Source organism: Rhizobium ruizarguesonis (assembly GCF_017357285.1).
GTDB classification, from domain to species: Bacteria; Pseudomonadota; Alphaproteobacteria; order Rhizobiales; family Rhizobiaceae; genus Rhizobium; species Rhizobium ruizarguesonis.
Genome location: NZ_CP071678.1, coordinates 1,981,007 through 2,004,375, shown reverse-complemented (window position 1 = coordinate 2,004,375; position 23,369 = coordinate 1,981,007). Strand labels below are relative to the sequence as shown.

The 23,369-nt window shown below is 60.2% G+C and carries 24 protein-coding genes and 4 tRNA genes; 7 read left to right on the top strand and 21 right to left on the bottom strand.

Going from position 1 to position 23,369, the window contains the following annotated elements:
- Nucleotides 1-36 precede the first annotated feature (36 nt).
- The 13 genes from rpoB to J3P73_RS09850 form a co-directional block, all read right to left on the bottom strand.
- A complete protein-coding gene (gene rpoB, locus J3P73_RS09905) occupies nucleotides 37-4,176 on the bottom strand; it encodes a DNA-directed RNA polymerase subunit beta (RefSeq protein WP_018068030.1) in 4,140 nt (1,379 codons plus the stop codon).
- A gap of 263 nt (nucleotides 4,177-4,439) precedes the next feature.
- On the bottom strand, nucleotides 4,440-4,817 hold the full coding sequence (gene rplL / locus J3P73_RS09900) for a 50S ribosomal protein L7/L12 (RefSeq protein ID WP_018486177.1): 378 nt from the start codon (nucleotides 4,815-4,817) through the stop codon (nucleotides 4,440-4,442).
- Between the two features lie 58 nt (nucleotides 4,818-4,875).
- Nucleotides 4,876-5,394, bottom strand: a complete 519-nt coding sequence (rplJ, locus tag J3P73_RS09895) for a 50S ribosomal protein L10 (RefSeq protein ID WP_003547522.1) — start codon at nucleotides 5,392-5,394, stop codon at nucleotides 4,876-4,878.
- 328 nt (nucleotides 5,395-5,722) lie between these two features.
- Nucleotides 5,723-6,424 carry a 50S ribosomal protein L1 gene (gene rplA, locus J3P73_RS09890; protein ID WP_018068029.1) on the bottom strand — a complete coding sequence of 234 codons (702 nt, stop codon included), beginning with the start codon at nucleotides 6,422-6,424 and terminating at the stop codon, nucleotides 5,723-5,725.
- A 4-nt stretch (nucleotides 6,425-6,428) separates the two neighbouring features.
- Nucleotides 6,429-6,860 (bottom strand): 50S ribosomal protein L11, encoded by a 432-nt coding sequence (rplK, locus tag J3P73_RS09885; RefSeq protein ID WP_003547518.1) that lies wholly within the window; start codon nucleotides 6,858-6,860, stop codon nucleotides 6,429-6,431.
- A gap of 176 nt (nucleotides 6,861-7,036) precedes the next feature.
- Nucleotides 7,037-7,567 carry a transcription termination/antitermination protein NusG gene (gene nusG / locus J3P73_RS09880; protein WP_003547516.1) on the bottom strand — a complete coding sequence of 177 codons (531 nt, stop codon included), beginning with the start codon at nucleotides 7,565-7,567 and terminating at the stop codon, nucleotides 7,037-7,039.
- Nucleotides 7,568-7,584: 17 nt separating this feature from the next.
- Complete coding sequence (gene secE / locus J3P73_RS09875; RefSeq protein WP_003547514.1) at nucleotides 7,585-7,785, bottom strand: preprotein translocase subunit SecE; 201 nt, start codon at nucleotides 7,783-7,785, stop codon at nucleotides 7,585-7,587.
- 195 nt (nucleotides 7,786-7,980) lie between these two features.
- Nucleotides 7,981-8,056, bottom strand: a tRNA-Trp gene (locus J3P73_RS09870).
- 173 nt (nucleotides 8,057-8,229) lie between these two features.
- On the bottom strand, nucleotides 8,230-9,123 hold the full coding sequence (locus J3P73_RS09865) for an NAD-dependent epimerase/dehydratase family protein (RefSeq protein ID WP_130655208.1): 894 nt from the start codon (nucleotides 9,121-9,123) through the stop codon (nucleotides 8,230-8,232).
- Nucleotides 9,124-9,294: 171 nt separating this feature from the next.
- Nucleotides 9,295-9,429, bottom strand: coding sequence for a hypothetical protein (locus J3P73_RS38070; RefSeq protein ID WP_018068027.1), 135 nt, complete (start codon nucleotides 9,427-9,429; stop codon nucleotides 9,295-9,297).
- Between the two features lie 202 nt (nucleotides 9,430-9,631).
- The gene (tuf, locus tag J3P73_RS09860) at nucleotides 9,632-10,807 is read right to left on the bottom strand and encodes an elongation factor Tu (protein ID WP_017963897.1); all 1,176 of its coding nucleotides are present in this window, start codon (nucleotides 10,805-10,807) and stop codon (nucleotides 9,632-9,634) included.
- Between the two features lie 347 nt (nucleotides 10,808-11,154).
- Nucleotides 11,155-11,228: transfer RNA gene (locus J3P73_RS09855), tRNA-Gly, on the bottom strand.
- A 25-nt stretch (nucleotides 11,229-11,253) separates the two neighbouring features.
- A tRNA-Tyr gene (locus J3P73_RS09850) sits at nucleotides 11,254-11,338 on the bottom strand.
- Between the two features lie 203 nt (nucleotides 11,339-11,541).
- On the opposite strand from J3P73_RS09850, the gene rlmB reads away from it, so the two are divergent.
- The 4 genes from rlmB (at nucleotide 11,542) to J3P73_RS09830 (ending at nucleotide 13,640) form a co-directional block, all read left to right on the top strand.
- Nucleotides 11,542-12,432, top strand: coding sequence for a 23S rRNA (guanosine(2251)-2'-O)-methyltransferase RlmB (gene rlmB, locus J3P73_RS09845; protein ID WP_130688130.1), 891 nt, complete (start codon nucleotides 11,542-11,544; stop codon nucleotides 12,430-12,432).
- Nucleotides 12,433-12,458: 26 nt separating this feature from the next.
- Nucleotides 12,459-13,151, top strand: coding sequence for an AprI/Inh family metalloprotease inhibitor (locus J3P73_RS09840; protein WP_130655206.1), 693 nt, complete (start codon nucleotides 12,459-12,461; stop codon nucleotides 13,149-13,151).
- Between the two features lie 128 nt (nucleotides 13,152-13,279).
- On the top strand, nucleotides 13,280-13,438 hold the full coding sequence (locus J3P73_RS09835; protein WP_003558513.1) for a hypothetical protein: 159 nt from the start codon (nucleotides 13,280-13,282) through the stop codon (nucleotides 13,436-13,438).
- 64 nt (nucleotides 13,439-13,502) lie between these two features.
- Nucleotides 13,503-13,640 (top strand): hypothetical protein, encoded by a 138-nt coding sequence (locus tag J3P73_RS09830; protein ID WP_165410025.1) that lies wholly within the window; start codon nucleotides 13,503-13,505, stop codon nucleotides 13,638-13,640.
- A gap of 31 nt (nucleotides 13,641-13,671) precedes the next feature.
- On the opposite strand, the gene J3P73_RS09825 is transcribed toward J3P73_RS09830, so the two are convergent.
- Both J3P73_RS09825 and J3P73_RS09820 read right to left on the bottom strand, forming a co-directional pair.
- The gene (locus tag J3P73_RS09825; protein WP_197726824.1) at nucleotides 13,672-14,058 is read right to left on the bottom strand and encodes a hypothetical protein; all 387 of its coding nucleotides are present in this window, start codon (nucleotides 14,056-14,058) and stop codon (nucleotides 13,672-13,674) included.
- Between the two features lie 113 nt (nucleotides 14,059-14,171).
- Nucleotides 14,172-14,247: transfer RNA gene (locus tag J3P73_RS09820), tRNA-Thr, on the bottom strand.
- A gap of 159 nt (nucleotides 14,248-14,406) precedes the next feature.
- On the opposite strand from J3P73_RS09820, the gene J3P73_RS09815 reads away from it, so the two are divergent.
- Genes J3P73_RS09815 through J3P73_RS09805 form a run of 3 tightly spaced genes read left to right on the top strand, consistent with a single transcriptional unit; the run spans nucleotide 14,407 to nucleotide 16,805 of the window.
- The gene (locus J3P73_RS09815; protein ID WP_018069513.1) at nucleotides 14,407-15,180 is read left to right on the top strand and encodes an NAD kinase; all 774 of its coding nucleotides are present in this window, start codon (nucleotides 14,407-14,409) and stop codon (nucleotides 15,178-15,180) included.
- Between the two features lie 4 nt (nucleotides 15,181-15,184).
- The gene (locus J3P73_RS09810) at nucleotides 15,185-15,700 is read left to right on the top strand and encodes a hypothetical protein (RefSeq protein WP_130691006.1); all 516 of its coding nucleotides are present in this window, start codon (nucleotides 15,185-15,187) and stop codon (nucleotides 15,698-15,700) included.
- A 34-nt stretch (nucleotides 15,701-15,734) separates the two neighbouring features.
- Nucleotides 15,735-16,805, top strand: coding sequence for an alpha/beta hydrolase family protein (locus J3P73_RS09805; RefSeq protein ID WP_130691008.1), 1,071 nt, complete (start codon nucleotides 15,735-15,737; stop codon nucleotides 16,803-16,805).
- Between the two features lie 27 nt (nucleotides 16,806-16,832).
- Here J3P73_RS09805 and dhaL (J3P73_RS09800) read toward each other — a convergent pair whose 3' ends face one another.
- The 6 genes from dhaL (J3P73_RS09800) to J3P73_RS09775 all read right to left on the bottom strand — a co-directional run bounded on the left by dhaL (J3P73_RS09800) (nucleotide 16,833) and on the right by J3P73_RS09775 (nucleotide 23,305).
- The gene (gene dhaL / locus J3P73_RS09800) at nucleotides 16,833-17,489 is read right to left on the bottom strand and encodes a dihydroxyacetone kinase subunit DhaL (RefSeq protein ID WP_018069510.1); all 657 of its coding nucleotides are present in this window, start codon (nucleotides 17,487-17,489) and stop codon (nucleotides 16,833-16,835) included.
- A gap of 61 nt (nucleotides 17,490-17,550) precedes the next feature.
- The gene (locus tag J3P73_RS09795) at nucleotides 17,551-19,650 is read right to left on the bottom strand and encodes a bifunctional sugar-binding transcriptional regulator/dihydroxyacetone kinase subunit DhaK (protein ID WP_130691010.1); all 2,100 of its coding nucleotides are present in this window, start codon (nucleotides 19,648-19,650) and stop codon (nucleotides 17,551-17,553) included.
- 155 nt (nucleotides 19,651-19,805) lie between these two features.
- Complete coding sequence (dhaL, locus tag J3P73_RS09790; protein WP_130664425.1) at nucleotides 19,806-20,456, bottom strand: dihydroxyacetone kinase subunit DhaL; 651 nt, start codon at nucleotides 20,454-20,456, stop codon at nucleotides 19,806-19,808.
- Nucleotides 20,457-20,471: 15 nt separating this feature from the next.
- Entirely contained in the window at nucleotides 20,472-21,467 is a 996-nt protein-coding gene (locus J3P73_RS09785; protein WP_130691012.1) for a dihydroxyacetone kinase subunit DhaK, read from the bottom strand.
- A gap of 22 nt (nucleotides 21,468-21,489) precedes the next feature.
- A complete protein-coding gene (locus J3P73_RS09780; protein ID WP_130691014.1) occupies nucleotides 21,490-22,260 on the bottom strand; it encodes an SDR family oxidoreductase in 771 nt (256 codons plus the stop codon).
- A 58-nt stretch (nucleotides 22,261-22,318) separates the two neighbouring features.
- Nucleotides 22,319-23,305 (bottom strand): substrate-binding domain-containing protein, encoded by a 987-nt coding sequence (locus tag J3P73_RS09775; RefSeq protein ID WP_130688125.1) that lies wholly within the window; start codon nucleotides 23,303-23,305, stop codon nucleotides 22,319-22,321.
- Between the last annotated feature and the right edge of the window lie 64 nt (nucleotides 23,306-23,369).

Genomic DNA, 23,369 nt, shown 5'->3' with positions numbered 1-23,369 from the left:
GTGCGCCGCATTGGCAGCGCACGCCCTATCAAGTGCTTACTCGGCCGCGTCGGGCAGCTGAGCTGCCTGCGCCTCGTCAAGCTTGGTGTTCTCGAGCTCGACGCTGAGGCCCAGTGAGCGCATTTCCTTGACGAGAACGTTGAAGCTTTCCGGAATACCGGCTTCGAACGTGTCGTCTCCGCGAACGATGGCTTCATAGACCTTGGTGCGGCCGGCGACGTCGTCCGACTTCACCGTCAGCATTTCCTGCAGCGTGTAGGCCGCGCCGTATGCTTCGAGCGCCCAGACTTCCATTTCGCCGAAGCGCTGGCCGCCGAACTGCGCCTTGCCGCCCAGCGGCTGCTGGGTCACGAGCGAGTAAGGACCGATCGAACGAGCATGGATCTTGTCGTCGACCAAGTGGTTGAGCTTCAGCATGTAGATATAGCCCACGGTCACCTGGCGGTCGAACTGCTCACCGGTACGGCCGTCATAGAGCGTCGACTGACCGCTATCCTTGAGACCTGCCAGACGCAGCATGTCGTTGACGTCGGCTTCGTTCGCGCCGTCGAAAACAGGCGTTGCAATCGAAACGCCGCGCTTCCACTGGTCGGCGAGACGCAGAACCGAGTCATCGTCGAACTCGTGGACCTGTTCGGCCTTGGGGCCGTCTCCGACGACATCGCCGATGGTCTTGCGCAGCGGCTCAATGTTGCCATTGGCCTTGTATGCTTCGATCAGTTCGCCGATCTGGCGACCCATGCCGGCACAAGCCCAACCCAGATGGGTTTCCAGGATCTGACCGACGTTCATGCGCGAAGGCACGCCGAGCGGGTTCAGAACGACGTCGACATGCGTACCGTCTTCGAGGAACGGCATGTCCTCCACCGGCACAATGCGCGAGACGACGCCCTTGTTCCCGTGACGGCCGGCCATCTTGTCGCCGGGCTGGATCTTGCGCTTTACGGCGACGAAGACCTTGACCATCTTCATGACGCCAGGAGGCATTTCATCGCCGCGCTGGACCTTTTCGACCTTGTCCATGAAGCGCTGTTCGAGGCGCGACTTGGATTCGTCGTACTGACCACGCAGCGCTTCGAGCTCGCTCTGGACCTTTTCGTCTTCGACCGCGAACATCCACCACTGCGAGCGGGGATATTCGGAGACGACGGCGTTCGAAAGCTCGGCTCCCTTCTTGAAGCCCTTCGGGCCGGCAATAGAGGCCTGGCCGCGCAGCATCTCGATCAGACGGCCGTAGACGTTACGGTCGAGGATCGCCTGCTCGTCGTCGCGGTCCTTTGCCAGACGCTCGATCTCTTCGCGCTCGATCGCCATCGCGCGCTCGTCTTTTTCAACGCCGTGGCGGTTGAAGACGCGGACTTCGACGATCGTGCCGTAGGTGCCGGGCGGCATGCGCATGGAGGTGTCGCGCACGTCGGAGGCCTTTTCGCCGAAGATGGCGCGCAGAAGCTTTTCTTCCGGCGTCATCGGGCTTTCGCCCTTCGGCGTGATCTTGCCGACGAGGATATCGCCCGGCTGAACTTCGGCGCCGATATAGACGATGCCGGCTTCGTCGAGGTTCTTCAGCGCTTCTTCCGAAACGTTCGGAATATCGCGGGTGATTTCCTCAGGACCAAGCTTGGTGTCGCGCGCCATCACTTCGAATTCCTCGATGTGGATGGAGGTGAACACGTCGTCGGCAACGATACGCTCGGAGAGCAGGATCGAGTCTTCGTAGTTGTAGCCGTTCCAGGGCATGAACGCGACGAGTGCGTTGCGGCCGAGCGCCAGGTCGCCGAGATCGGTCGACGGGCCGTCGGCGAGGATGTCGCCGCGGTTGACCTCGTCACCGACGGTGACCAGCGGGCGCTGGTTGACGCAGGTGTTCTGGTTCGAACGCTGGAACTTCTGCAGGCGGTAGATATCGACGCCGGACTTGCCGGCTTCGAGGTCTTCCGTGGCGCGGATAACGATACGCGTCGCGTCGACCTGGTCGACCACGCCGCCGCGGCGGGCGCCGATGGCGGCGCCAGAGTCACGGGCAACGACCGGCTCCATGCCGGTCCCGACGAACGGAGCTTCGGCACGCAGCAGCGGCACTGCCTGACGCTGCATGTTCGAGCCCATGAGCGCGCGGTTGGCGTCGTCGTTTTCCAGGAACGGGATGAGCGCGGCTGCGACCGAAACGACCTGCTTCGGCGAGACGTCCATCAAGTTCATGCTGTCGCGCGGGGCGAGCATAACTTCACCGGCATGACGGCAGACGACGAATTCGTCGACGAAGGAACCGTCAGCGTTCATCTCGGCGTTGGCCTGGGCGACGTAGTACTTCGCCTCTTCCATGGCGGAGAGGTAGAGCACGTCGCTCGTCACCTTGCCGTCGACGATGCGGCGGTACGGGCTTTCGATGAAGCCGTACTTGTTGACGCGGGCAAAGGTCGCAAGCGAGTTGATGAGACCGATGTTCGGGCCTTCCGGCGTTTCGATCGGGCAAATGCGGCCATAGTGGGTCGGATGCACGTCGCGGACTTCGAAGCCGGCGCGCTCACGGGTCAGACCGCCCGGGCCAAGAGCCGAAAGACGGCGCTTGTGGGTGATTTCCGAGAGCGGGTTGACCTGGTCCATGAACTGCGAGAGCTGCGAGGAACCGAAGAATTCGCGAACGGCGGCGGCTGCCGGCTTGGCGTTGATCAGATCCTGCGGCATGACCGTGTCGATCTCGATCGAGGACATACGTTCCTTGATCGCGCGCTCCATGCGCAGCAGGCCGAGACGGTACTGGTTTTCCATCAGCTCGCCGACCGAACGGACGCGGCGGTTGCCGAGGTTGTCGATGTCGTCGATCTCGCCCTTGCCATCGCGCAGTTCGACCAGCATCCTGACCACGGCCAGGATGTCGTCCTTGCGAAGGATGCGGACCGTGTCTTCGACGGTCAGGTCGAGGCGCATGTTCATCTTGACGCGGCCGACGGCGGAGAGGTCGTAACGCTCCGCATCGAAGAACAGCGAGTTGAACATGGCTTCGGCCGATTCCATGGTCGGCGGTTCACCCGGACGCATGACACGGTAAATGTCGAACAGAGCGTCCTGACGGTTCTCGTTCTTGTCGGCTGTCAGCGTGTTGCGGATATAGGCGCCGACATTGATGTGGTCGATGCCGAGAACCGGGATCTCGTCGAAGCCGTTCGCCAGGATGATGCCAAGCGTCTTCTCGTCGATTTCGTCGCCGGCCTCGAGGTAGATCTCACCCGTCGAGTAGTTGACAATGTCGCCGGCAAGGTAGTTGCCGTAAAGATCGTCGTCGGCGGCCTTGAGTGCCTTCAGGCCCTTGTCGGAGAGCTGGCGCAGCAGGCGCGGGGTCAGCTTCTTGCCGGCTTCCACGACGACTTCGCCGGTATCGGCGTCGACCATCTCGGTGATCGCCTTGGCACCCTTCAACGTTTCCGGCTTGAAGGGAATGCGCCAGCCTTCGCCGTCGCGCTTGTAGAGCGACTTCGTGTAGAAGGTGTCGAGGATTTCCTCGCCGTCCATGCCGAGCGCCATCAGCAGCGACGTCACAGGGATCTTGCGGCGGCGGTCGATACGGGCGTAGACGATGTCCTTGGCGTCGAATTCGATATCGAGCCAGGAACCGCGATAGGGGATGACGCGCGCAGCAAAGAGCAGCTTGCCGGACGAATGGCTCTTGCCCTTGTCGTGGTCGAAGAAGACGCCCGGCGAACGGTGCATCTGAGAGACGATGACGCGCTCGGTGCCGTTGACGATGAACGTGCCGTTGTTGGTCATGAGCGGCATGTCGCCCATGTAGACGGACTGTTCCTTGATGTCCTTGATCGACTTCGCGCCGGTATCCTCGTCGATATCGAACACGATGAGGCGCAGCGTCACCTTCAGCGGCGCCGCATAGGTCAGGTCGCGCTGACGGCATTCGTCAACGTCGAACTTCGGCAGTTCGAACTCGTAGGACACGAATTCCAGCATCGATGCGCCGGAGAAATCGGTGATCGGGAAAACCGACTTGAAGACGGCCTGAAGACCCTCATCGGGCCGGCCGCCCTTCGGCTCTTCAACCATCAGAAACTGGTCGTAGGACGCCTTCTGAACCTCGATGAGGTTCGGCATTTCTGCGACTTCGGGGATCTTACCAAAAAACTTGCGTACGCGCCTGCGACCGTTGAACGAAAGGGTCTGAGCCATCGTCGCTCCTTCAAAATCTTGCACCCGGGCCTGCAACGGACGGGAACCGATGGCCAGTCGATCCCGTCAATCAATGAGTAGTTCAATCTCGTCCGACCCCGGAAAACGCTCAGCTCGGATTGCTGTGCTGCCCTCGGTGGGAGACCATCCTTTTGAAGAACCCATTACCCAAAAGCCGTTTCGACGCGGCTTTTGGGTAATTCGTTCAGAAAAACGGCAAATGGGAGGCAGTAGAAATACTGCCTCCCAAAAGCAGTTTAGGATTACTTGACGTCGGCCTTGGCGCCAGCGTCTTCAAGCTTCTTCTTGATGTCAGCGGCTTCAGCCTTGTTGACGCCTTCCTTGACAGCCTTCGGAGCAGCTTCGACGAGGTCCTTGGCTTCCTTGAGGCCGAGACCGGTGATGGCGCGGACTTCCTTGATGACGTTGATCTTGTTGGCACCAGCTTCGACGAGGATGACGTCGAATTCGGTCTTTTCTTCTTCAACGACAGCAGCAGCAGCACCGCCACCGACGGCAGCAACAGCTACCGGAGCAGCAGCGGAAACGCCCCACTTTTCTTCGAGAAGCTTCGACAGTTCTGCAGCTTCCAGAACGGTCAGCGAGGAGAGGTCGTCAACGATCTTTGCGAGATCAGCCATTTTACTAGTTCCTTTTGTTCGGTTCGAACCGGTTGATTATAAACAGCGAAAAACCGCCTTACGCGGCTTCGTCCTTCTTGGCGTAGGCCGCAAACACGCGGGCAAGCTGGCTTGCCGGTGCTGCAACAACCCCAGCGATGCGGGTAGCCGGTGTCTGGATCATGCCCAGCAGCTTCGCACGCAACTCATCGAGCGAAGGCAGGGTCGCAAGCGACTTGACTGCATCGGCGTTGAGCGTGGTTGTTCCCATGGCGCCGCCCAGAACAATGATCTTGTCATTGGTCTTGGCGAAATCCATGACGACCTTCGGAGCGGTGATCGGATCGGTGCTGTATGCAATCAGCGTCTGACCCTTGAAGAGATTGGACATCCCTTCCGCTTCCGTACCCTGAAGGGCAATCTTGGCCAGGCGGTTCTTCGCGACTTTGACGGTGCCGCCAGCTGCGCGCATCTTCGAACGAAAATCGTTCATCTGCGCGACTGTGGCACCAGCATAGTGGGCCACGACAACTGAGCCCGAAGCCTTGAAGACTTCGTTCAGTTCCGTGACGAATTCGCGTTTTTCCGCTCTTTCCACTGCCTATCTCCAGTTGGCGGGACCGAAAATGGGCCCGCCGGTTGCCTTTTGCCTCCTGGGATCATGCGAGATCCCAAGCGACGCTTGAGGATCCTGTCCCCCCGCGCTCTCGCGCCAATCAAGGCTAAAGAGGCACAAGGCATCCAAGGCTCGAACCGAGTTCCTAGAAGCGAACTTCATGCAATTCGGGTCTTACCCGTCTCATGCAGGCACAGTGATTAAGGGAAAACCACCTGCAATCTCGGACAGGATTCCGGATTTCTCCGGAATATTCCGGCCCCTTGCGAGGCCGGAAATTCAGTCACCGGACTTAAAGCCCGGCATAAACTTATGCGGTCGGCGCTCCGGTGACCGAGCCGGGCTCGATCTTGACGCCCGGACCCATGGTCGAGGAAATCGCCACGCGCTTGACGTAGTTACCCTTGGCGCCAGCCGGCTTCGCCTTGATGACGGCGTCAGCAAAGGCGCGGATGTTTTCTTCCAGGGCCTTGGCTTCGAAAGAGGCCTTGCCGATACCGGCATGAACGATGCCAGCCTTCTCGACGCGGAACTCGACAGCGCCGCCCTTGGAAGCCTTGACAGCTCCGGCGACATCCATCGTAACGGTGCCGACCTTCGGGTTCGGCATCATGCCGCGGGGGCCGAGAACCTTACCGAGACGGCCGACGAGCGGCATCATGTCGGGGGTGGCAATGCAGCGATCGAATTCGATCTTGCCGCCCTGGACGATTTCGACGAGCTCTTCGGCACCGACGATATCGGCACCAGCGGCCTTGGCTTCGTCAGCCTTGGCGCCACGAGCGAAGACGGCAACACGAACCGTACGGCCCGTGCCGTTCGGCAGGTTGACGACGCCGCGGACCATCTGGTCCGCATGGCGCGGGTCGACGCCGAGGTTCATCGAGACTTCGATGGTTTCGTCGAACTTGGCGACAGCCCGTTCCTTGACCATGCCGATGGCCAGGGTCAGAGCGTAGAGCTTGGTGGGATCAACACCTTCGTTGATCTTCTGCGTGCGCTTACCAGCCATGATCTTAACCCACCACTTCCAGGCCCATGGCGCGGGCGGAGCCCTCGATCATCGCCATTGCACCTTCGATATCCGCTGCGTTCAGATCCTTCATCTTGGCTTCTGCGATCGACTTGATCTGAGCCTTGGTGAGGGAGCCGGCCTTAGCGCCCTTGCCGGGCGTCTTGGAACCGGATGTGATCTTCGCTTCCTTCTTCAGCCAGTAGCTGACCGGCGGCTGCTTCATCGCGAAGGTGAAGGACTTGTCCTGGTAATAGGTGATGACGACCGGGATCGGCATGCCCTTTTCCATTTCCTGCGTGGCGGCATTGAACGCCTTGCAGAATTCCATGATGTTAATGCCACGCTGACCAAGCGCCGGACCAATCGGCGGGGACGGGTTTGCCGATCCTGCCTTGACCTGAAGCTTGAGCTGGCCTGCAACTTTCTTAGCCATATCTCTCTGCCTTTCATGAACGGCCGGTTGCCCGGCCCGTGATGCCGGATCTCTCCGGCGGCTGCGGTTGCGTGGTGCGGATCCTTAAGGTCCGGCTAAGACCCCTCACCTTCCACGCGGGTGCGGACAAGGTCCGCAGGAAACAGGCCACAAGGGCCAGCCTCCAGTTTCTCCAATCAGACCTTCTCGACCTGAGCGTATTCCAGCTCGACCGGCGTTGCGCGGCCGAAGATCGACACTTCCACCTTCAGGCGCGAACGTTCTTCGTCCACATCCTGAACCGTGCCGTTGAACGAAGCGAACGGGCCGTCGGAAACGCGGACCTGCTCGCCGATCTCGAAGGTAATGGAGGCCTTCGGCCGCTCGACACCTTCCTGGACCTGGCCGAGAATGCGCTCGGCTTCATAATCCGGAATCGGAACGGGCTTATTGTCGGAGCCGAGGAAACCTGTGACCTTCGGCGTATTCTTGATCAGGTGATAGGCTTCGTCCGTCAGATTGGCACGAACCATGACATAGCCCGGGAAAAACTTGCGCTCGGAATCGACCTTGCGGCCGCGACGCACTTCCACCACCTTTTCAGTCGGCACGAGGATCTTCTCGAACAGGTGCTCAAGCCCCTTCTGGCGAGCCTTGTTCTCGATGTCTTCAGCCACCTTCTTTTCAAAATTGGAATACGCGTGGACGATGTACCAACGTGCCGCCATTTTTATCTCCACCCGTATCAGTTGCCGGTATTCAGCACGAAGCTCAGAGCCCAGCCGATCAGCTGGTCAGCGGCAAAGAAAAACAGCGCGGCGAAAACCACCATCACCAGCACCATGACCGTCGAGATCATGGTCTCGCGGCGCGACGGCCATGTAACTTTGGACGTCTCGGAGCGAACCTGCTGCAGAAACGCAAACGGATTGGATTTGGATGCCATCGACTGCCCACGCAATTACGGCGCGTAAAGCTGAAACTATCAGCCCCACGCACCGCGTGTCTGTTGAACCCTAAATAAACACCGATTTCCGAATACACAAGAGGGAAACCGAAGTTTAACGAAATTACTTACCACCAATCAATCCCCGGCCGGAAATGCCGCGAGCTTGTGCGCGCTGTCCCGCATCCAGGAAAATGGCAGGGGCAGTAGGGCTCGAACCTACGACCTGCGGTTTTGGAGACCGCCGCTCTACCAACTGAGCTATACCCCTTCATGCCGATCATTCAGCGCCTGAGCCAAGGCCCGCAAATCGCTGCTGAAAAGCATGGCGCTCCCTTTAAGACGACGACACGGGATTGGCAAGCACGATTTTCGATTTTCAAAGCCATTCTCCTGATATGCGAACGATCGGCCTTTCAATTCAATCGCATAACCACGATCCGTTCAGACCTTCACGTACTTGCGCCAATCGTGCTCCTCCTTAAAGCCCAGCACCTCGCGGATCTTGCGGTTGGAGAGCAGGCCCTCATATTCGCCGATCTCGCGGGTGAAGGGCACGTTCGGAAAGAATCGCTTCGCAAGCTCCATCGATGGCGTTTTGGCCGAGACGGTGTCGTTGGCGGCATTGAAGACCTGGTAGCCGAGACCGTCCTTCTCGATGCAGAGATGGCAGATCTGCCCGAGGTCGCGGGCGTCGATATAGCTCCAGGCGATGCGCTTGCGCATCTCGGGATGGGCGAAATAGGTCGGGAACTTCTCGTATTCGTCAGGCTCGATGACGTTGCCGATGCGCAGCGCATAGATGTCGAAGCCCGAACGTTCGGCAAAGGCGCGCGCCGTCTTTTCGTTGACCACCTTCGAAAGGCCGTAGGAATCCATCGGATTGACGTCGTAATCCTCCTCCAGCGGGAACTGGTGGAAATCGCGATGGCCTTCGGCAAAGCAGACTCCATAAGTCGTCTCGCTCGATGCGACGATAATCTTCCTGATGCCGAGCTTCACCGCCGCCTCGATGACATTATAGGTGCCCATCGTGTTGATGCGGAAGGTTTCGTTATCGGGCTTGATCAGGATGCGCGGGATGGCGGCGAAATGCACGACGGCGTCGAAGGGCTGCACGCCCCTGCCCGCATCGAGATCGGGAAAATCGCGATGCATCGAAAGCGCGTTGAACACCTGACCGCTATCGGTGATGTCGGCGATGAGATTGGTGACGCCGGGGCTATCCAGCGGAACGAGATCGAGGTTGTGAACCTCGTAGCCGGCACTGACGAGCCACGGCACAGCATGGCGGCCTGCCTTGCCCGAACCGCCCGTGAACAGAATACGTCTCTTCATGGAATATCCTCCCCGTCATGAAATCGGAGGCATAGATAGACGCTTCCGCGCGAAGAGCAAGCGAGCGTCATGCAAGGGTTCACCCCCGCGTCGCCAGGAGCATCCTATCCGGGAGCACCTGGCCGATCATTTCCGATCATCGCAGAACCCTGCGATGCTCGGCAAAGGTCGTCACTTGACGACACTTACCTCGCCAATCTGCACTCCGGCAGACTGAACAACTTCTTGCGGAATTGCAGCGATGAAAAACATCGTGAAAACATACATCGCGAATATCGTCGCAGCGAATGTGGCCTTTGGAATCATCCGGGCTCTCCTCTTTGCAAGAAGGAGTCTGGACTACAATGGTCCAATCACAAACCGGTTTCTGAACGTGAGATGAACAAAATACTGTGACAGGCCAATTTAACGATATTTTTACAACACCTGTTAAACCTACAGGAAGCCATCAAAATGAAAAACCCCGCTGTTTCCAGCGGGGTCTTCATAATTGCGGATAACTCGAAAGTTACTCGACGATGCTCGCGACGATACCGGCGCCGACGGTGCGGCCGCCTTCGCGGATAGCGAAGCGCAGCTTTTCTTCCATCGCGATCGGAACGATCAGCTCGACCGATACCGTGACGTTGTCGCCCGGCATCACCATCTCCGTGCCTTCCGGCAGCGTCACAATGCCCGTCACGTCGGTCGTGCGGAAGTAGAACTGCGGACGGTAGTTGGTGAAGAACGGCGTATGACGGCCACCCTCTTCCTTCGTCAGGATGTAGGCTTCTGCCATGAACTTCTTGTGCGGCTTGACCGAACCCGGCTTGCACAGAATCTGGCCACGCTCAACGCCGTCACGGGTGACGCCGCGGATCAGCGCACCGATGTTGTCGCCAGCCTGGCCCTGATCGAGCAGCTTGCGGAACATTTCAACGCCGGTCACCGTCGTCTTCGTCGTCGGGCGGATGCCGACGATCTCGACTTCTTCGCCAACCTTGACAATGCCACGCTCGACGCGGCCGGTCACAACCGTGCCGCGGCCAGAGATCGAGAACACGTCTTCGATCGGCAGCAAGAACGGCAGGTTGATCGGACGCTCAGGCGTCGGGATGTAGGCGTCGACAGCAGCCATCAGCTCGCGGATCGCGTCTTCGCCGATCTTCTTGTCGGAATCTTCAAGAGCAGCAAGCGCCGAACCCTTGACGATCGGGATTTCGTCGCCCGGGAAGTCGTAGGACGACAGCAGTTCGCGAACTTCGAGCTCGACCAGTTCGAGAAGCTCGGCGTCATCAACCTGGTCGACCTTGTTCAGGAACACCACGATTGCCGGAACACCGACCTGGCGAGCCAGCAGGATGTGTTCGCGCGTCTGCGGCATCGGGCCGTCCGCGGCCGAGCACACCAGGATCGCGCCGTCCATCTGGGCAGCACCGGTGATCATGTTCTTGACGTAGTCGGCGTGGCCGGGGCAGTCGACGTGGGCGTAGTGGCGGGCCGGCGTCTCGTATTCAACGTGCGCCGTCGAAATCGTGATGCCACGCGCCTTTTCTTCCGGAGCCGCGTCGATCTGGTCGTACGCCTTGTACTCACCGAAGTACTTCGTGATCGCTGCCGTCAGAGACGTCTTACCGTGGTCAACGTGGCCAATCGTGCCAATGTTGACGTGCGGCTTGTTGCGCTCAAACTTACTCTTTCCCATTTGAATGCTTCCTGTGAACGAAAATGGTGGCCCCGGCGAACCGGTTTAGTGCCGCCGTTTAAGGCTTTCGGCGACATTGCGCAAGACTTAATTGCAGACGCCAAACTTGGCCTGACAGCGCATATGGGAGACAATTCGCCGCCTGCAAGGCGATTCGCCAAAGCCCCCTCGAAAATCGCTGAAATCTTAGAGAAAATCGCATCGACCGCCTGAGACGCGCCATAGACGTTCGGCGTCGAGCGCCCTTCCCTGCCAGCCGATAACCGCAATCGTCAGCTTCTCCGCCAGCGCCGGAGATATCTCGGGACGATCGCTGCAGCGGTCGTATGAAGTGGCGTAGCGGAAACTGGAGCGGGTAGCGGGAATCGAACCCGCGTATTCAGCTTGGAAGGCTGCTGCTCTACCATTGAGCTATACCCGCGCGGGTGGTCCGATCCGATGACGAATGGTGGAGAGAGTTGGATTTGAACCAACGTAGGCTGAGCCAACGGATTTACAGTCCGTCCCCTTTAACCACTCGGGCATCTCTCCAGTTTTTTCGTCCGGATCGCAAGACCAAGTTCGTCAGACTTCGAAGCGTTGCGGCCCGTCGTCTGCGCCGCGTATATGACCGGAGCATTCCAGTCTGTCAACACGATGACAACGGAAAAAACACGAAAAATTTCATTCACCACCGAAAGCCGGCATATGAAAGAAAGCCTATGCGGCAGCGAGCGCCATGGCTATAAAGCTGCATGAGCAAAGACGACAAATCCGGCGGCAAGACCGCTACAGACCCATCCGCCAAGGATACGCATTACGCCACTCTGCGGCGCGCCCACCGCGACGCCAAGCGCGAACGCGGGGAGATTCCGACACCTCAACCGCAGAAGCGAAAGCGCGGCGGTGAGGACTGGAAGCCGCCGGCGCTTGCGCCCGACCAGGTGCATCTCTATGGCCTGCATACGGTGCGCGCGGCGCTCGACAATCCCGAGCGCAAGAAGATCAAGCTGTTCGTAACGCAGAACGCGCTCGCGCGGCTCGAAGTCGACGTCGAGGCGCTCGGCATTCCCTTCGAGATCGTTTCGCCGCAGGAGATCGACAAGGTGCTCGGCCCGGAGGCGATCCATCAGGGCGTGATGTTGGAAACACGGCCACTTCCGGTACGCCGGCTCGAAGCGCTGAAGGACAGCCCTCTCCTGCTCGTCCTCGACCAGGTGACCGATCCGCACAATGTCGGCGCGATCATGCGCTCGGCGGTCGCCTTCAACGCGGGTGCGGTCATTACCACGCAGCGACACAGCCCGACCGAATCGGGCGTGCTCGCCAAGTCCGCCTCGGGCGCGCTGGAACTGATACCTTATATACAAGTTACCAATCTCGCCGATGCGCTCGGCGAATTACACAAGCTCGGTTTCTCCACCATCGGCCTCGATTCGGAAGGGCCAGCGCCGCTCGAAGGCACCTTCTCCGGCGAGAAAGTGGCGCTGGTGCTCGGCTCCGAGGGCAAGGGGCTTCGGCAAAAGACGCGGGAAACCGTCAACGCACTTGCCCGTCTCGACATGCCAGGCGCGATCAAATCGCTCAACGTCTCGAATGCGGCGGCGATCGCGCTTTATGCGGCGCGGCTCCACTTGAAGGTATAGGCTGGCTGCGGCAAAGGGTAATTGTCATGGTCCGTTTCATCCCTAGACTGATGGCTCCGGCAGCGGTGCTGCTTGCCTGTGGACTGGCATATGGACAGGGTATCGACCCCGATATTCTCAAAGCGCAGGCCGGAACCTATCTCGTTGCCCCGGAGGACGGTGCGAGCGGATGCCGGTTGACGCTGGAAACCGGCGAAGCGATCGGCGGCTATTCGGTCTCCGGTCAGGCCTCCTGCATCAAGCCGCTGCCGGCACTCGCCGAAGCCTATTCCTGGAATTTCGACGGCAATGGCGGCGTCATCCTGATCGATGCGACGCGCAAGGTGCTCGCTCGCTTCGTCGAGAACGAAGGTTCGCCGATGAAGACGGAGGATGGTGCGCCGTTGTTGCTGATCGCCGCACCTGACGGCGTCGATCACCTGCCGAGCGTTGCCAGCCTTGCCGGGATATGGACGATGCAAAGACCGAACGGCGAAAGGCTTTGCGGCGTGACACTCAACGGCCGTGTCGATGCGGAGGGCAACGCGCCGCTGTCCCTTTCGGGGGACTGCGCTGCCAACGTCGCCAGACTGAAGCTCGCCGTCTGGCATATTGAGGGTTTCGGGCTGACGCTGATGAGCCTTGACGGTTCGTCGCTTGGCTTCGACATGCGCGCTGACGGCAATTTCGACAAATCGAAGGAGGAAGGCGGCAAGCCGCTTTCACTCGTTCGCCGCTAACCCCTAGTCAGTCGGCTCCGATGCCAGAAAAATCCACTTTTGCCTTGGAATGACGCCCCGGAGCACTATGATCGGGCAATGATCGGTTGCCGCAACCGGCTCTGAAGCAAGAAGGAACGATCCCTATCATGGCCATTCGACCGCTGATTTTCGGTATCCTCTTCATCGCGGTCTTCGTCGTGATTATCATCAGTATCATCTGGGTGGACACGTCACACCCCATCCACCAGCCCGATCCTCTGTCGCCGACGGCGCCCGGCCCCGCGACGCCGGGACAGGTACAATAATACTGGCAGGAACGCGGACGGCGATCATGCGTTAATCCCGGAATCGAACGAGGATTGAACGCTTATGCGCATAATGATCGCCGTCGTCGCCTTCATGGTCGCCTCCGTGCTCAGCATCGCGATGATGTCGCCCTCCGGCGCTGGACAGGCCGGCAATGGCGGCAGGATCGAGGCGAGCGTCAACGAACCCGTCACTCAATGAGTAACGGCCCGGATGATCCGGGCCGTTATCGTCAGCTGCGGTAGAGCCAGAACGGCATGCCGCGATCGCGATCACGCCACTCACGGCGTTCCTGCCAACGCTCGGCGCGCCACCGCCGCCAGTGACGGCGATCATCACGCCAGTCGGAGCGGCGCCAGTCGCGCCCATCGCGCCAGCCACGGTCGTCACGGTCGCGATCACCTCGCCAGCCATCACGGATTTGAACGACATCGCCCTGCGTCGACACCGCCGGCCGCTCGGCCGGCATGGCGGTGGCCGGTGCGACGGACGCGAAAGCCGCACCGACGGAAATGGTTGCGGCGAGAAAGAGATGAGCGAGCTTCATGGCTGTTTCCTCATTGATGATGAGGCGAAGATATGCGGGCGCGCCTGAATTGGCGCTGAAGCAGCCCTTCACGCGCGGTTCATCAAGCGATGCGTGCTATCTGAAAAGATCTGCCGGTGCGAGATTGAGCGAAGCAGCGTCGAACCCAGGCTATGAGTTGGCAGGCCGTATCGCGCGGAAAAGAATGGTGCCCCCGGCAGGGTTCGAACCCGCGACCCCCTGATTACAAATCAGGTGCTCTACCAACTGAGCTACAAGGGCGATAGTTGCCCCAACTAGCAGATTCTGTGATTCTGTAAAGGGAAAATCCGCGGCCGCGCGGACAGGTCTGCTGCAGCTCAAAACGCTTCGCGATAGAAAACGTCCTTGTCGCGCAAGGCCTTTATCCTTTAGCTAGGGCAGCATCATAAAGGGCATTGCATGGGCCGTTCATTTCAGACGCTTTCCTTTCTCGCCTCACCAACGACGGAGGCGCTTGCCGCGCGCGAGGAGTTGATTCGCGTCTATGGTGACGTACCGGCTGACGAAGCCGACGTCATCGTCGCGCTCGGCGGTGACGGTTTCATGTTGCAGACGCTGCACAACACCATGAACTCGGGCAAGCTGGTCTACGGCATGAATCGCGGCTCGGTCGGCTTCCTGATGAACGACTATCGTAGCGAACGACTTCAGGAGCGCATCTGCGACGCCGTCGAAAACGTCTTCCGGCCATTGCAAATGACGACGGCCAATGCCGACGGGACCAACTCGACGGCGCTCGCCATCAACGAGGTCTATCTTTTCCGCCAATCCTATCAGGCGGCGAATCTGAGGGTCACGGTAGACGGGCGTGTTCGCCTGGAGGAACTGATCTGCGACGGGTTGATGGTGGCGACCCCTGCCGGATCGACGGCCTATAATCTTTCCGCCCATGGCCCGATCCTGCCGCTCGAGGCGCCACTGCTCGCCATGACGCCGGTCAGCGCGTTTAGACCACGGCGCTGGAGGGGCGCACTTCTTCCAAACAAGGTGACCGTCGATATCGACGTCCTCGAGCCGGTGAAGCGGCCGGTGAACGCAGTGGCCGACAATACCGAGGTCAAATCGGTGCTGCATGTCCGCATCGCCCAGTCGGAGCATATGACGGCACGCATCCTTTCTGATCCCGACCGCTCTTGGTCCGACCGTATTCTCGCCGAGCAGTTCAAGGATTGAGACGATGGCAATGCGACGGGTATTGATGACGAGCCTCCTGCTTGCGGGATGGAGCATTGCGGCTGATGCCGCTCCGGCACAGGATGCCATCCTGCCGGCATCAGTGATTTTCGCGACCAGCACCGGCTACTGGGAGGATGACGGCAATGCACCTGATGTCGAGCGGGCGCCGAGAGGCGCCGAGAGCGTTGCCGACCCCGAAGGAACGGCCGCTCAGCGCCACGGCTACTACAAGCTCTTTGCCGTCCGCCAGCCGGACAGGACTTCGAAGGTCTATCTGCAGCAGATTGCCCAGACCGAGACCGGCCCGGCGATCGCCTCGACCATCGAGCTGCAGGAGTTCAGCGACCTGAAACCTTACGTTTCCGATATACGCCCCGAGAATTCGAACGGCATCATCAAGGAACCGGGGCTCTTCGCTACGGTCTATCTGAAGACCGACCCTGCCGCGGAGCCGGATGGCTGGACCGTGCTGATCGACGAATTCGGCGACATCACCGTGGAGAAGGCGACGAATTGAACCGCGCGGAATTGTTCAGAGAGGCATCCGAGAGATGAAACTGGGCTTTCGCGACGGCGTCCTCTACGACGAGAAAAGGTCGAACTGGGACGCAACCGGCCCCAGACCCATCAGTTGGTCCCTCTGGTATCCCGCTGCCGATGACGCGCGAGAAAGCGAAATACCGGAAAGAAGCGGGTTCCAGAAAGCGGCCGTCGCCCGCGATGCACCCATCCGGCGGGAGGCCGCGCCCTGTCCGCTCGTCCTATTGTCGCATGGCACAGGCGGATCCGCGGCCGGGCTGGAATGGCTGGCGCGACGCCTGGTCGATCGCGGATTTGCAGCGCTCGACGTCAACCACCATGGCAATACCGGCAACGAGCCCTATCGCGCTGAAGGCTTTGCCTGCCTTTGGGAGCGGGCGCCGGATCTAAGCTACATGCTCGACCACAGCGATGCGTGGCTGAGTGATCTTTCGGGCCATATCGATACAACTCGTGTGTTCGCGGCCGGATTTTCGGCCGGAGCCTATAGCGTGATGCTGCTGCTTGGCGCTATCGCCCAGTTCTCGCAGTTCGAACCGTCCAGGATGAAGCCGAGTGGCGCGCGCGGACCCAGGGAGTTTCCCGACCTTGCCGATCATATTCCGGCATTGCTGCGCACCAGCGAGGTGTTTTCCGATTCATGGTCCCGCATGTCGAAGTCCTACCGAGACGACAGAATCAAGGCCGCGCTCGTTTGCGCGCCGGGCCGGTCCGTTCTCGGTTTCAGCGAGGAAAGCCTGAAAGCTGTCGAAGCGCCCGCCCTCATCCTGGTCGGTGATGCCGACAGGGCGGCACCGGCCGAAGAATGTTCGTCGTGGCTACATGCGCGGCTCCGGCGCAGCGCTCTTAAAATCTTCGGCGGCGGCCTTGGACATTATGTCTTTGTGCCGGAGGGCACGGCGCTCGGCCTCGCCTTTGCGGCAGAACTCTTTACCGATCCCCCCGGCATCGAGCGCGCGGCCGTTCATGACGAGATTGCCGATCTGTCGGCAGCGCTATTTCAAGACAGCGGCTCATCGCGGAAAAGGCCACGAGTTGAGCATGCCTCGGGGAACGAAGACGCATTTGCTCCGCGCAGATGATCCTGCATGCAAATTCTGTCACCGATCCTATTCTTTCACAGTGTCGCCGGCGAAGGTTTCCTTCATCGCGCGAAGGATGATGACTGCCGAGGCCGCGCCTGGATCGATGTGTCCAAGCGACCTCTCGCCGAGCCGAGCCGCCCTCCCCCGAGTTGCAACCATGGAACGGGTCGAATTCGCGCCGGTTTCGGCGGCCTGCAGTATGCTGGTCCACATTTCGAGGCTTCCGGCCGCCCGCGCCCGTGCAGTGACGGCGGCTTCGGTCGCGGGAATCCAGGCATCGAGCATCGTCTTGTCGCCGCGCTGGCCCTTTCCACGCTCCCTGATGCCAGCCGTCATCGCCTCGACGATCGCCGCCTGATCGGCAGTTGAAAGGTGTTCGTCCTGTTTCAGGACCTGGGCGGCCCTGCGAAATGCCGTGGCGTAAAGCGGTCCCGTGGATGCACCGACGGCATTCAGAAAGGCCGTCGCCGCCGACGTAAACACCTCCGACGGAAGCATGTGGTCGAGGTCGAGTTTCGCGAGTTCCCCGTTCACCGCCGTGAAGCCGAGCACCATGGTGATTCCATGATCGGCGTCGCCGATAGCGCCGTCCAGATCCGAGAGGCGGTCCTTCTCCGCTGCGATCGCAACGGAGATGCGATGAAACATCCTGCTAAGGTGGCGCGCCGCGCTTTCCGACATCATGATCCTCCCAGTTCGAGCAGGATGCGGCCCGTGTCAGCCGGGCGCATCTCTTATACCTTCAGTTCGCGACCCGCAGAAACGCGGTATCGCAAGGATGATGCAACAATTCCGTCAATTCCTGATCGAGATGCAAGATCGATATGGATGCACCGACCATGTCGAGCGAGGTGCAATAGTGTCCCACCCAATTCGCCTCTATCGCGATGCCTTTCGCACTCAGCCGCTGCTCGACACGCCGGAAGAGAATGTAGAGTTCCATCAGCGGCGTTGCGCCGAAGGAATTGACCAATACTGCGACGCGGTCGCCCGATGCCGGCTTCATTTCCGCGAATATGCGATCCATCACCCGATCGGTGATTTCATCGGCAGTCATCATCTTTTCGCGAATGACGCCGGGTTCACCATGGATGCCCATGCCGATCTCGATGTCGTCGGGACCAATTTCAAAGTTGTGGCGACGGGTCTGAGGAAGCGAGCACGGTTCCAATGCAACGCCCATCGTAAATGTCCGTGCGTTGGCCTTGCGCGTCGCCGTTTCGCAGGCAGCAAGCGACAGGCCGCGGTCGCAGGCTGCTCCGGCGACCTTGAAGATGAAAAAGTTACCGGCGACGCCCCGTCGGCCCTCCCTGTCTTCCAGCGGCGATGAGGCGATGTCGTCCGTGGTCACGACCGTGCGGACCGCGATGTTCTCCTCCGCCGCCATCTCGGCTGCCATCTCGAAATTCATGACGTCGCCGGCATAGTTGCCGTAGACGAAAAGCACACCCTCTCCGCCGGACGCCGCCCTGGTACATTGAAGGATCGGGCCGGGAGGCGGCGAGGAGAAGATATTGCCGACAGCAACGGCATCGGCAAGACCCTTCCCGACATAGCCGAAGAACGCAGGCTCGTGTCCCGTGCCGCCGCCGATCACAAGACCGACCTTGCCGGCGCGCGGTCCCGTCCGGGCAACGAGCGCGCGGTGAGAATTGTCGACCGGCTCGAGATAGGCAGCATGTGCCTTCACTGCCCCATAGAGCATTTCCTCGACGACCTCGTCAGGATTGTTCAGAAATTTCTTGATGTGAGTGCGGAAACCGGTCGCTGGCGGCGTACCAATTTCGACCCTTGGGCGCTGCAAAAGCTTCTGGTCGACCTCGGTCACACCGTCCGCATGCAGGATGCCGCGGCCCGTCGCGGCATCGGTGATCAGCACGTTGACATAGCCGCCGCGAAGGGCTGCGAGGATTGCCGGCACCTTGTCGAAACCGCCGGCGACAGCGATCCGCAGACCGATCATCTTCAGCATGTCGAGTGATATTCCGACCGTGCGGTCATCCAGCGGGCCTGCGACCGGGCGGCCCTGCCCGTCGATGAAACGTCCGGCGACGATGCCTGCGGCATCCTTCGCCAGATATTGCTGCAACGATACCGACTCGAAGAATCCGCTGGTATGGATGGTCGAATTCGGGCGCATGGAGGCGATACCGAAAATCACCTTGTTGGCGTGTGAAAGCGCCTCGAACTGACTTTCGATCAATGGCTCACGCAACAGGATATTGCGGACATCAGGAGCGGATACGATCGCCGGAGCTGCGATATTGATCAGCCGCGCGTCCACGGCATCGGCAAAGGCCGCCGCGCAAAGTTCGGGTGTATAGGCGAATGTCGCACTGGTTCCGCCGGTTGCCTGAACCACCGTGACGTCCTGCAGGCCGCTTATCGAGGTCTGTTCACCGACCGCCATGACCGTGCGGCCCCAGACGACGGCCAGCGTATCACCGGATTTCAAAAGCCTCTGCAGCGCCTGAGCGCCTGCGCGCCCGAGACGGTCGATGAGCGGACGGGTATTGTCGTCGCTCGGGACGACGAGACAGTCCTGCAAACCGAAATGCCGTTTCAACTCCTGAGCAATCGTCAGCGAACTCAGGCGCGACGGCTCGATGGAGATATTGACGATTCCGCGGGCGCGCGCATCGGCGAGATAGCTGTTCACCGTAGCCCGCGAAATCCCCATTGTATCGGCAATGTCGCCCTGCGTCATGCCGTCCTCATAATAGAGCCAGCAGGCCCAGACATAGGGATCATCGCCAAACCGCAGCGGGATGGGTTCCGACGCATCGTCAGCGCTGTTTCGCACGCTACCGTTCTTCCGCGCTGATGATGTCTTGACGGTCATGCTTCCTGGTTTCCCTGCGATGTTCAAATCGCCCGCGAAGATGAGCGTAAAGTCTCCGGTTTTCAACATTCTCCGCACAATGATTTCCGGCCACCAACGCAGCCGGAAAGGTGATGCTTTGGAGGATCACGGCTCTCACCAAAACCCGCTGTTTTTCATGCGGATGGCCGAAGCCTTGCCTCGACGCCAAGAGCGAGCGACTGGAGGATCAGCGCGCAGGAAGTGGCGCCCGCATCCAGAACGCCAAGCGAACGTTCGCCGAGCCTGCTTGCCCGGCCGATCCTGGCTACCAGATCGCGGGTGCTGTCCCGGCCGGCCTCCGCGGCCGAAACGAGAATATTCAGCGATTCCGCAAACGACTTTCCATCGCCATTGGCCAGATCGAACGCCTCTATGGCGGGCACGAGCGTATCGAGAAGGGTCTTGTCACCGACTTTCGCGGATCCGATTGCCTGAATGCCTTCAAGACCGTTGTGCAGCATTGCGCTGAACATCCCCGCATCGATCTGTGCAGCCTTTTCGATCGTTTCAGCGAACTGAATGAACATGACGCCGTAGAGCGGTCCCATGGACCCGCCGATTTCCGTCATCAGCACCGTGCCGAGCGTGTCGAGAGCTTCTGCGAGCGACATGTCTGCGCCCTTGATCCGTTCGGCTGCCATGCCAAATCCCTTGGCCATGTTAACCCCGTGATCGCCATCGCCGATCTTGCCGTCGATCTCGCTCAGATAAGCGCGGTTCTCGATGATCCGATCCGCGAGCGAGAAAACGATGTCACCCGAGGAAGCGTTGTCAAATTGTTGCATTCGCTTGGTCTCCCATCAAGGCATTGCCGGGCAGTGGACATCGACGTCGATTAACGTCTTCAACTCGTCGTCAAGCGCCATGACGGTCAGCGTCGCACCGACCATTTCCAGCGAGGTGAAGTAATTTCCGATATAGGTCTTGTAGATTTTCAGTCCGCGCCCGGTAATCTCGGTTTCGATGGTGTCGTGAAGGATATAGAGCTCGTTCAAGGGCGTCGCGCCGAGGCCGGAGACGATGACGGCCACCTCGGTTCCCGATGCCAGGCCGTGATCGTCCAGAACGATCCTGGCCATTTCGCGTGCGACCTCGGCGGCAGGCTTCAGCGGCTCGACCCGGACCCCCGGCTCGCCGTGATGGCCAATGCCGACTTCCATCGTGCCCGGCGCAATCTGGAAGTTGGGATGCCCAACGGCGGGCAGCGTGCAGGGACCGAGGCCGATGCCGATGGAGCGGCAATTGTCGATCGCCCTTTGCGCTGTCGCCTGCACCTCCTCGAGGCTCGCCCCCTGCTCCGCTTTGGCGCCTGCGCATTTCCACATGAATATCTCGCCGGCGACGCCACGTCGCTTCTCGCGCTCGTCCGGTCCCGCCGAACATACATCGTCATTGGCGACGACGGTCGCGATCGTGATGCCCTCCTTGGCGGCGAGCTTGATCGCCATCTTCACGTTCATGTTGTCACCGGCATAATTGCCGTAAAGGCAGACGACGCCGTTGCCGCCATTGGCCTCGCGCGCGGCATCGAGAAAACTCTTGGCCGTCGGCGACGAAAACAGCTCACCCACCGCGACGGCATCCAGCATGTTGCGTCCGGTATAGCCGATAAAGGCGGGCTCATGGCCGGAACCACCGCCGGTGATGACGCCGACCTTGCCCGCGACGGGCGCATGGCGCGCAACGATGACGCGCGGATTGCCGTTGCCGAGCCTGACCATATCGGCATGCGCCTTGACGAAGCCCTTGACCGTATCCTCGACGACCTCGTCCGGATTGTTGATAAACCGCTGCATGGTTCCTCCTGTTTTCCGCGTGTCAGACAATGGTATAGCCGCCATCGACCAGAAGATCCGCGCCGTTGATCATCTCGGCGCCGCTCGATGCCAGAAACACCGCCGCCGCAGCGATCTCCTCGGGATAGGCGAAGCGCCCCATCGGGATGCGCTTCTTCAGCTCCTCTCCGCGCGGGTTATCCCAGGCCTTTCTTCCGAGCTCGGTCAGAACCACCGTCGGTGAAATCGTATTGACGGTTATGCCGTGTTTCCCCCACTCGGCGGCGAGCGTCTTGGAAAGGCCGATGACGCCGAATTTGGAGGCGCAATAGGCCACGTGCTGATCGATGGCGACCGTGCCGGCCTGCGAGGCGATATTGATGATCCTGCCGCCCTTGCCGGCCTTGAGCATGACCCGGCCGACAGCCTGAGAGACGAGGAATGTTCCCTTGAGATTGATGTCGATGGTCCTGTCCCAGGCCTCCAGGGTGAGATCCTCGGCGGGGGCGAGCATGGCGACACCGGCGCTGTTGACGACGATGTCGATATGAGCGAAGGCCGCCTGCGCCGCAGCGATGACGGCTTCCACCGATTGCGGGTTGGAAACGTCGCAGACGAAGGATTTCGCGCCATTTCCGAGGGCCTCGGCCTTGGATTTCGCGACGGTTTCATTGATGTCGATCACGCCGACGACCGCACCCTTGGCGGCAAATGCCGATGCGATGGCATCGCCGATGCCGGAGGCGCCGCCCGTTACCAGGGCGACCTTGCCGCCCAGCGAAAAATTCAGATCAATCTGTTTTGAATCGGTCATGGATCTTTTCCCGGCCTGTCTGAGAAATGGGGCGGGCGAACCCGCCCCATAAGATGGATTATTTACGTGTTGCGAGCAGCTTGTCGACGTTGTCGGCTGTCACCGGCGTCCACGGCACGTTGTAATTCTTGTCCTTGCCGTCGTTCCACGGCATGTCCTTGTAGGTCGCCCAGATATCGGACTGCGGCTTGTAGTTGCCCTTCTTGGCATGGAAGATGGCAAGGTCGAGAGCGCCCTGAGCCTGAGCACGTGCGTCCTGCAGGATCGACGTCATCTCGCCGGCCTTGACGGCGCGAAGAGCGTCGGTGATGCCGTCGATGCCGGCGATCGCAAAGCTCTTCTCGTCGAGGCCCGCAGCCTTGATCGCCTCGATGGCGCCGAGCGCCATCTCGTCGTTCTGGCCGATCACGCCGTTGATCTGTTTCGGATGCGCGGTCAGCCAGTTCTCCATCAGCGTCTGGGCTTCGGCACGTGACCAGTTCGCCGTCTGGTCTTCGAGGACCTTCACCTCAGGGCATTCGGCGAGCGCCTTCTTATTGCCTTCCAGGCGCGAGATCTGTGCGGACTGACCGACCGGGCCTTCGAGGATGACGACATTGCCCTTGCAGCCGAGCTTGTCGAGGACGGTCTTGGCTTCCATGTAGCCCGAGATGGTATCGTCGGAACCGACATAGGAGGTCAGCAGGTCGGAATTGACGCGGGTGTTCGAACCGATCACCGGAATGCCGGCATCCGCCGCCGACTGTACGGCCGCCGCACCTGCATCGACGTCGATCGGTGCAAAGATGATCGCATTGTATTTCTGCGTGACCATCGTCTTGAACTGATCCTGCTGAACCAGCGCGTCATAGCGACCGTCGAAAACAGTCAGCTCGACCTCGCCGCTCTTGACGGCCGGGTGCTCCTGCATCGCTGCCGCCCAGATCTGCATGAACTCCGCATTGAGGCCGTAAGGGGCTGCCCCGATCTTGATCTTTTCCTGGGCCACGGCCGAGGAGGCCAGCAAGGCCGTTGCCGAAGCGAGCACAATCATAAGCTTTCTCATTTCAATTTCCTCCACTTTAAGTTTTAGCGGCCGGCATGGCTCGCCTCTGCAACGGGCCGGCAAG

Bases quoted from the DNA above. Each gene is read 5' to 3' on its own strand.
- J3P73_RS09865 (WP_130655208.1), bottom strand. From the start codon at position 9,123: ATGAAGAGACGTATTCTGTTCACGGGCGGTTCGGGCAAGGCAGGCCGC.
- rplK (WP_003547518.1), bottom strand. From the start codon at position 6,860: ATGGCTAAGAAAGTTGCAGGCCAGCTCAAGCTTCAGGTCAAGGCAGGA.
- J3P73_RS09815 (WP_018069513.1), top strand. From the start codon at position 14,407: ATGGGCCGTTCATTTCAGACGCTTTCCTTTCTCGCCTCACCAACGACG.
- J3P73_RS09840 (WP_130655206.1), top strand. From the start codon at position 12,459: ATGGTCCGTTTCATCCCTAGACTGATGGCTCCGGCAGCGGTGCTGCTT.
- J3P73_RS09830 (WP_165410025.1), top strand. From the start codon at position 13,503: ATGCGCATAATGATCGCCGTCGTCGCCTTCATGGTCGCCTCCGTGCTC.
- tuf (WP_017963897.1), bottom strand. From the start codon at position 10,807: ATGGGAAAGAGTAAGTTTGAGCGCAACAAGCCGCACGTCAACATTGGC.
- J3P73_RS09775 (WP_130688125.1), bottom strand. From the start codon at position 23,305: ATGAGAAAGCTTATGATTGTGCTCGCTTCGGCAACGGCCTTGCTGGCC.
- dhaL (WP_130664425.1), bottom strand. From the start codon at position 20,456: ATGCAACAATTTGACAACGCTTCCTCGGGTGACATCGTTTTCTCGCTC.
- J3P73_RS09835 (WP_003558513.1), top strand. From the start codon at position 13,280: ATGGCCATTCGACCGCTGATTTTCGGTATCCTCTTCATCGCGGTCTTC.
- J3P73_RS09805 (WP_130691008.1), top strand. From the start codon at position 15,735: ATGAAACTGGGCTTTCGCGACGGCGTCCTCTACGACGAGAAAAGGTCG.
- rpoB (WP_018068030.1), bottom strand. From the start codon at position 4,176: ATGGCTCAGACCCTTTCGTTCAACGGTCGCAGGCGCGTACGCAAGTTT.
- dhaL (WP_018069510.1), bottom strand. From the start codon at position 17,489: ATGTCGGAAAGCGCGGCGCGCCACCTTAGCAGGATGTTTCATCGCATC.
- rlmB (WP_130688130.1), top strand. From the start codon at position 11,542: ATGAGCAAAGACGACAAATCCGGCGGCAAGACCGCTACAGACCCATCC.
- secE (WP_003547514.1), bottom strand. From the start codon at position 7,785: ATGGCATCCAAATCCAATCCGTTTGCGTTTCTGCAGCAGGTTCGCTCC.
- J3P73_RS09795 (WP_130691010.1), bottom strand. From the start codon at position 19,650: ATGACCGTCAAGACATCATCAGCGCGGAAGAACGGTAGCGTGCGAAAC.
- J3P73_RS09785 (WP_130691012.1), bottom strand. From the start codon at position 21,467: ATGCAGCGGTTTATCAACAATCCGGACGAGGTCGTCGAGGATACGGTC.
- rplL (WP_018486177.1), bottom strand. From the start codon at position 4,817: ATGGCTGATCTCGCAAAGATCGTTGACGACCTCTCCTCGCTGACCGTT.
- J3P73_RS09780 (WP_130691014.1), bottom strand. From the start codon at position 22,260: ATGACCGATTCAAAACAGATTGATCTGAATTTTTCGCTGGGCGGCAAG.
- J3P73_RS38070 (WP_018068027.1), bottom strand. From the start codon at position 9,429: ATGATTCCAAAGGCCACATTCGCTGCGACGATATTCGCGATGTATGTT.
- rplA (WP_018068029.1), bottom strand. From the start codon at position 6,424: ATGGCTGGTAAGCGCACGCAGAAGATCAACGAAGGTGTTGATCCCACC.
- nusG (WP_003547516.1), bottom strand. From the start codon at position 7,567: ATGGCGGCACGTTGGTACATCGTCCACGCGTATTCCAATTTTGAAAAG.
- J3P73_RS09810 (WP_130691006.1), top strand. From the start codon at position 15,185: ATGGCAATGCGACGGGTATTGATGACGAGCCTCCTGCTTGCGGGATGG.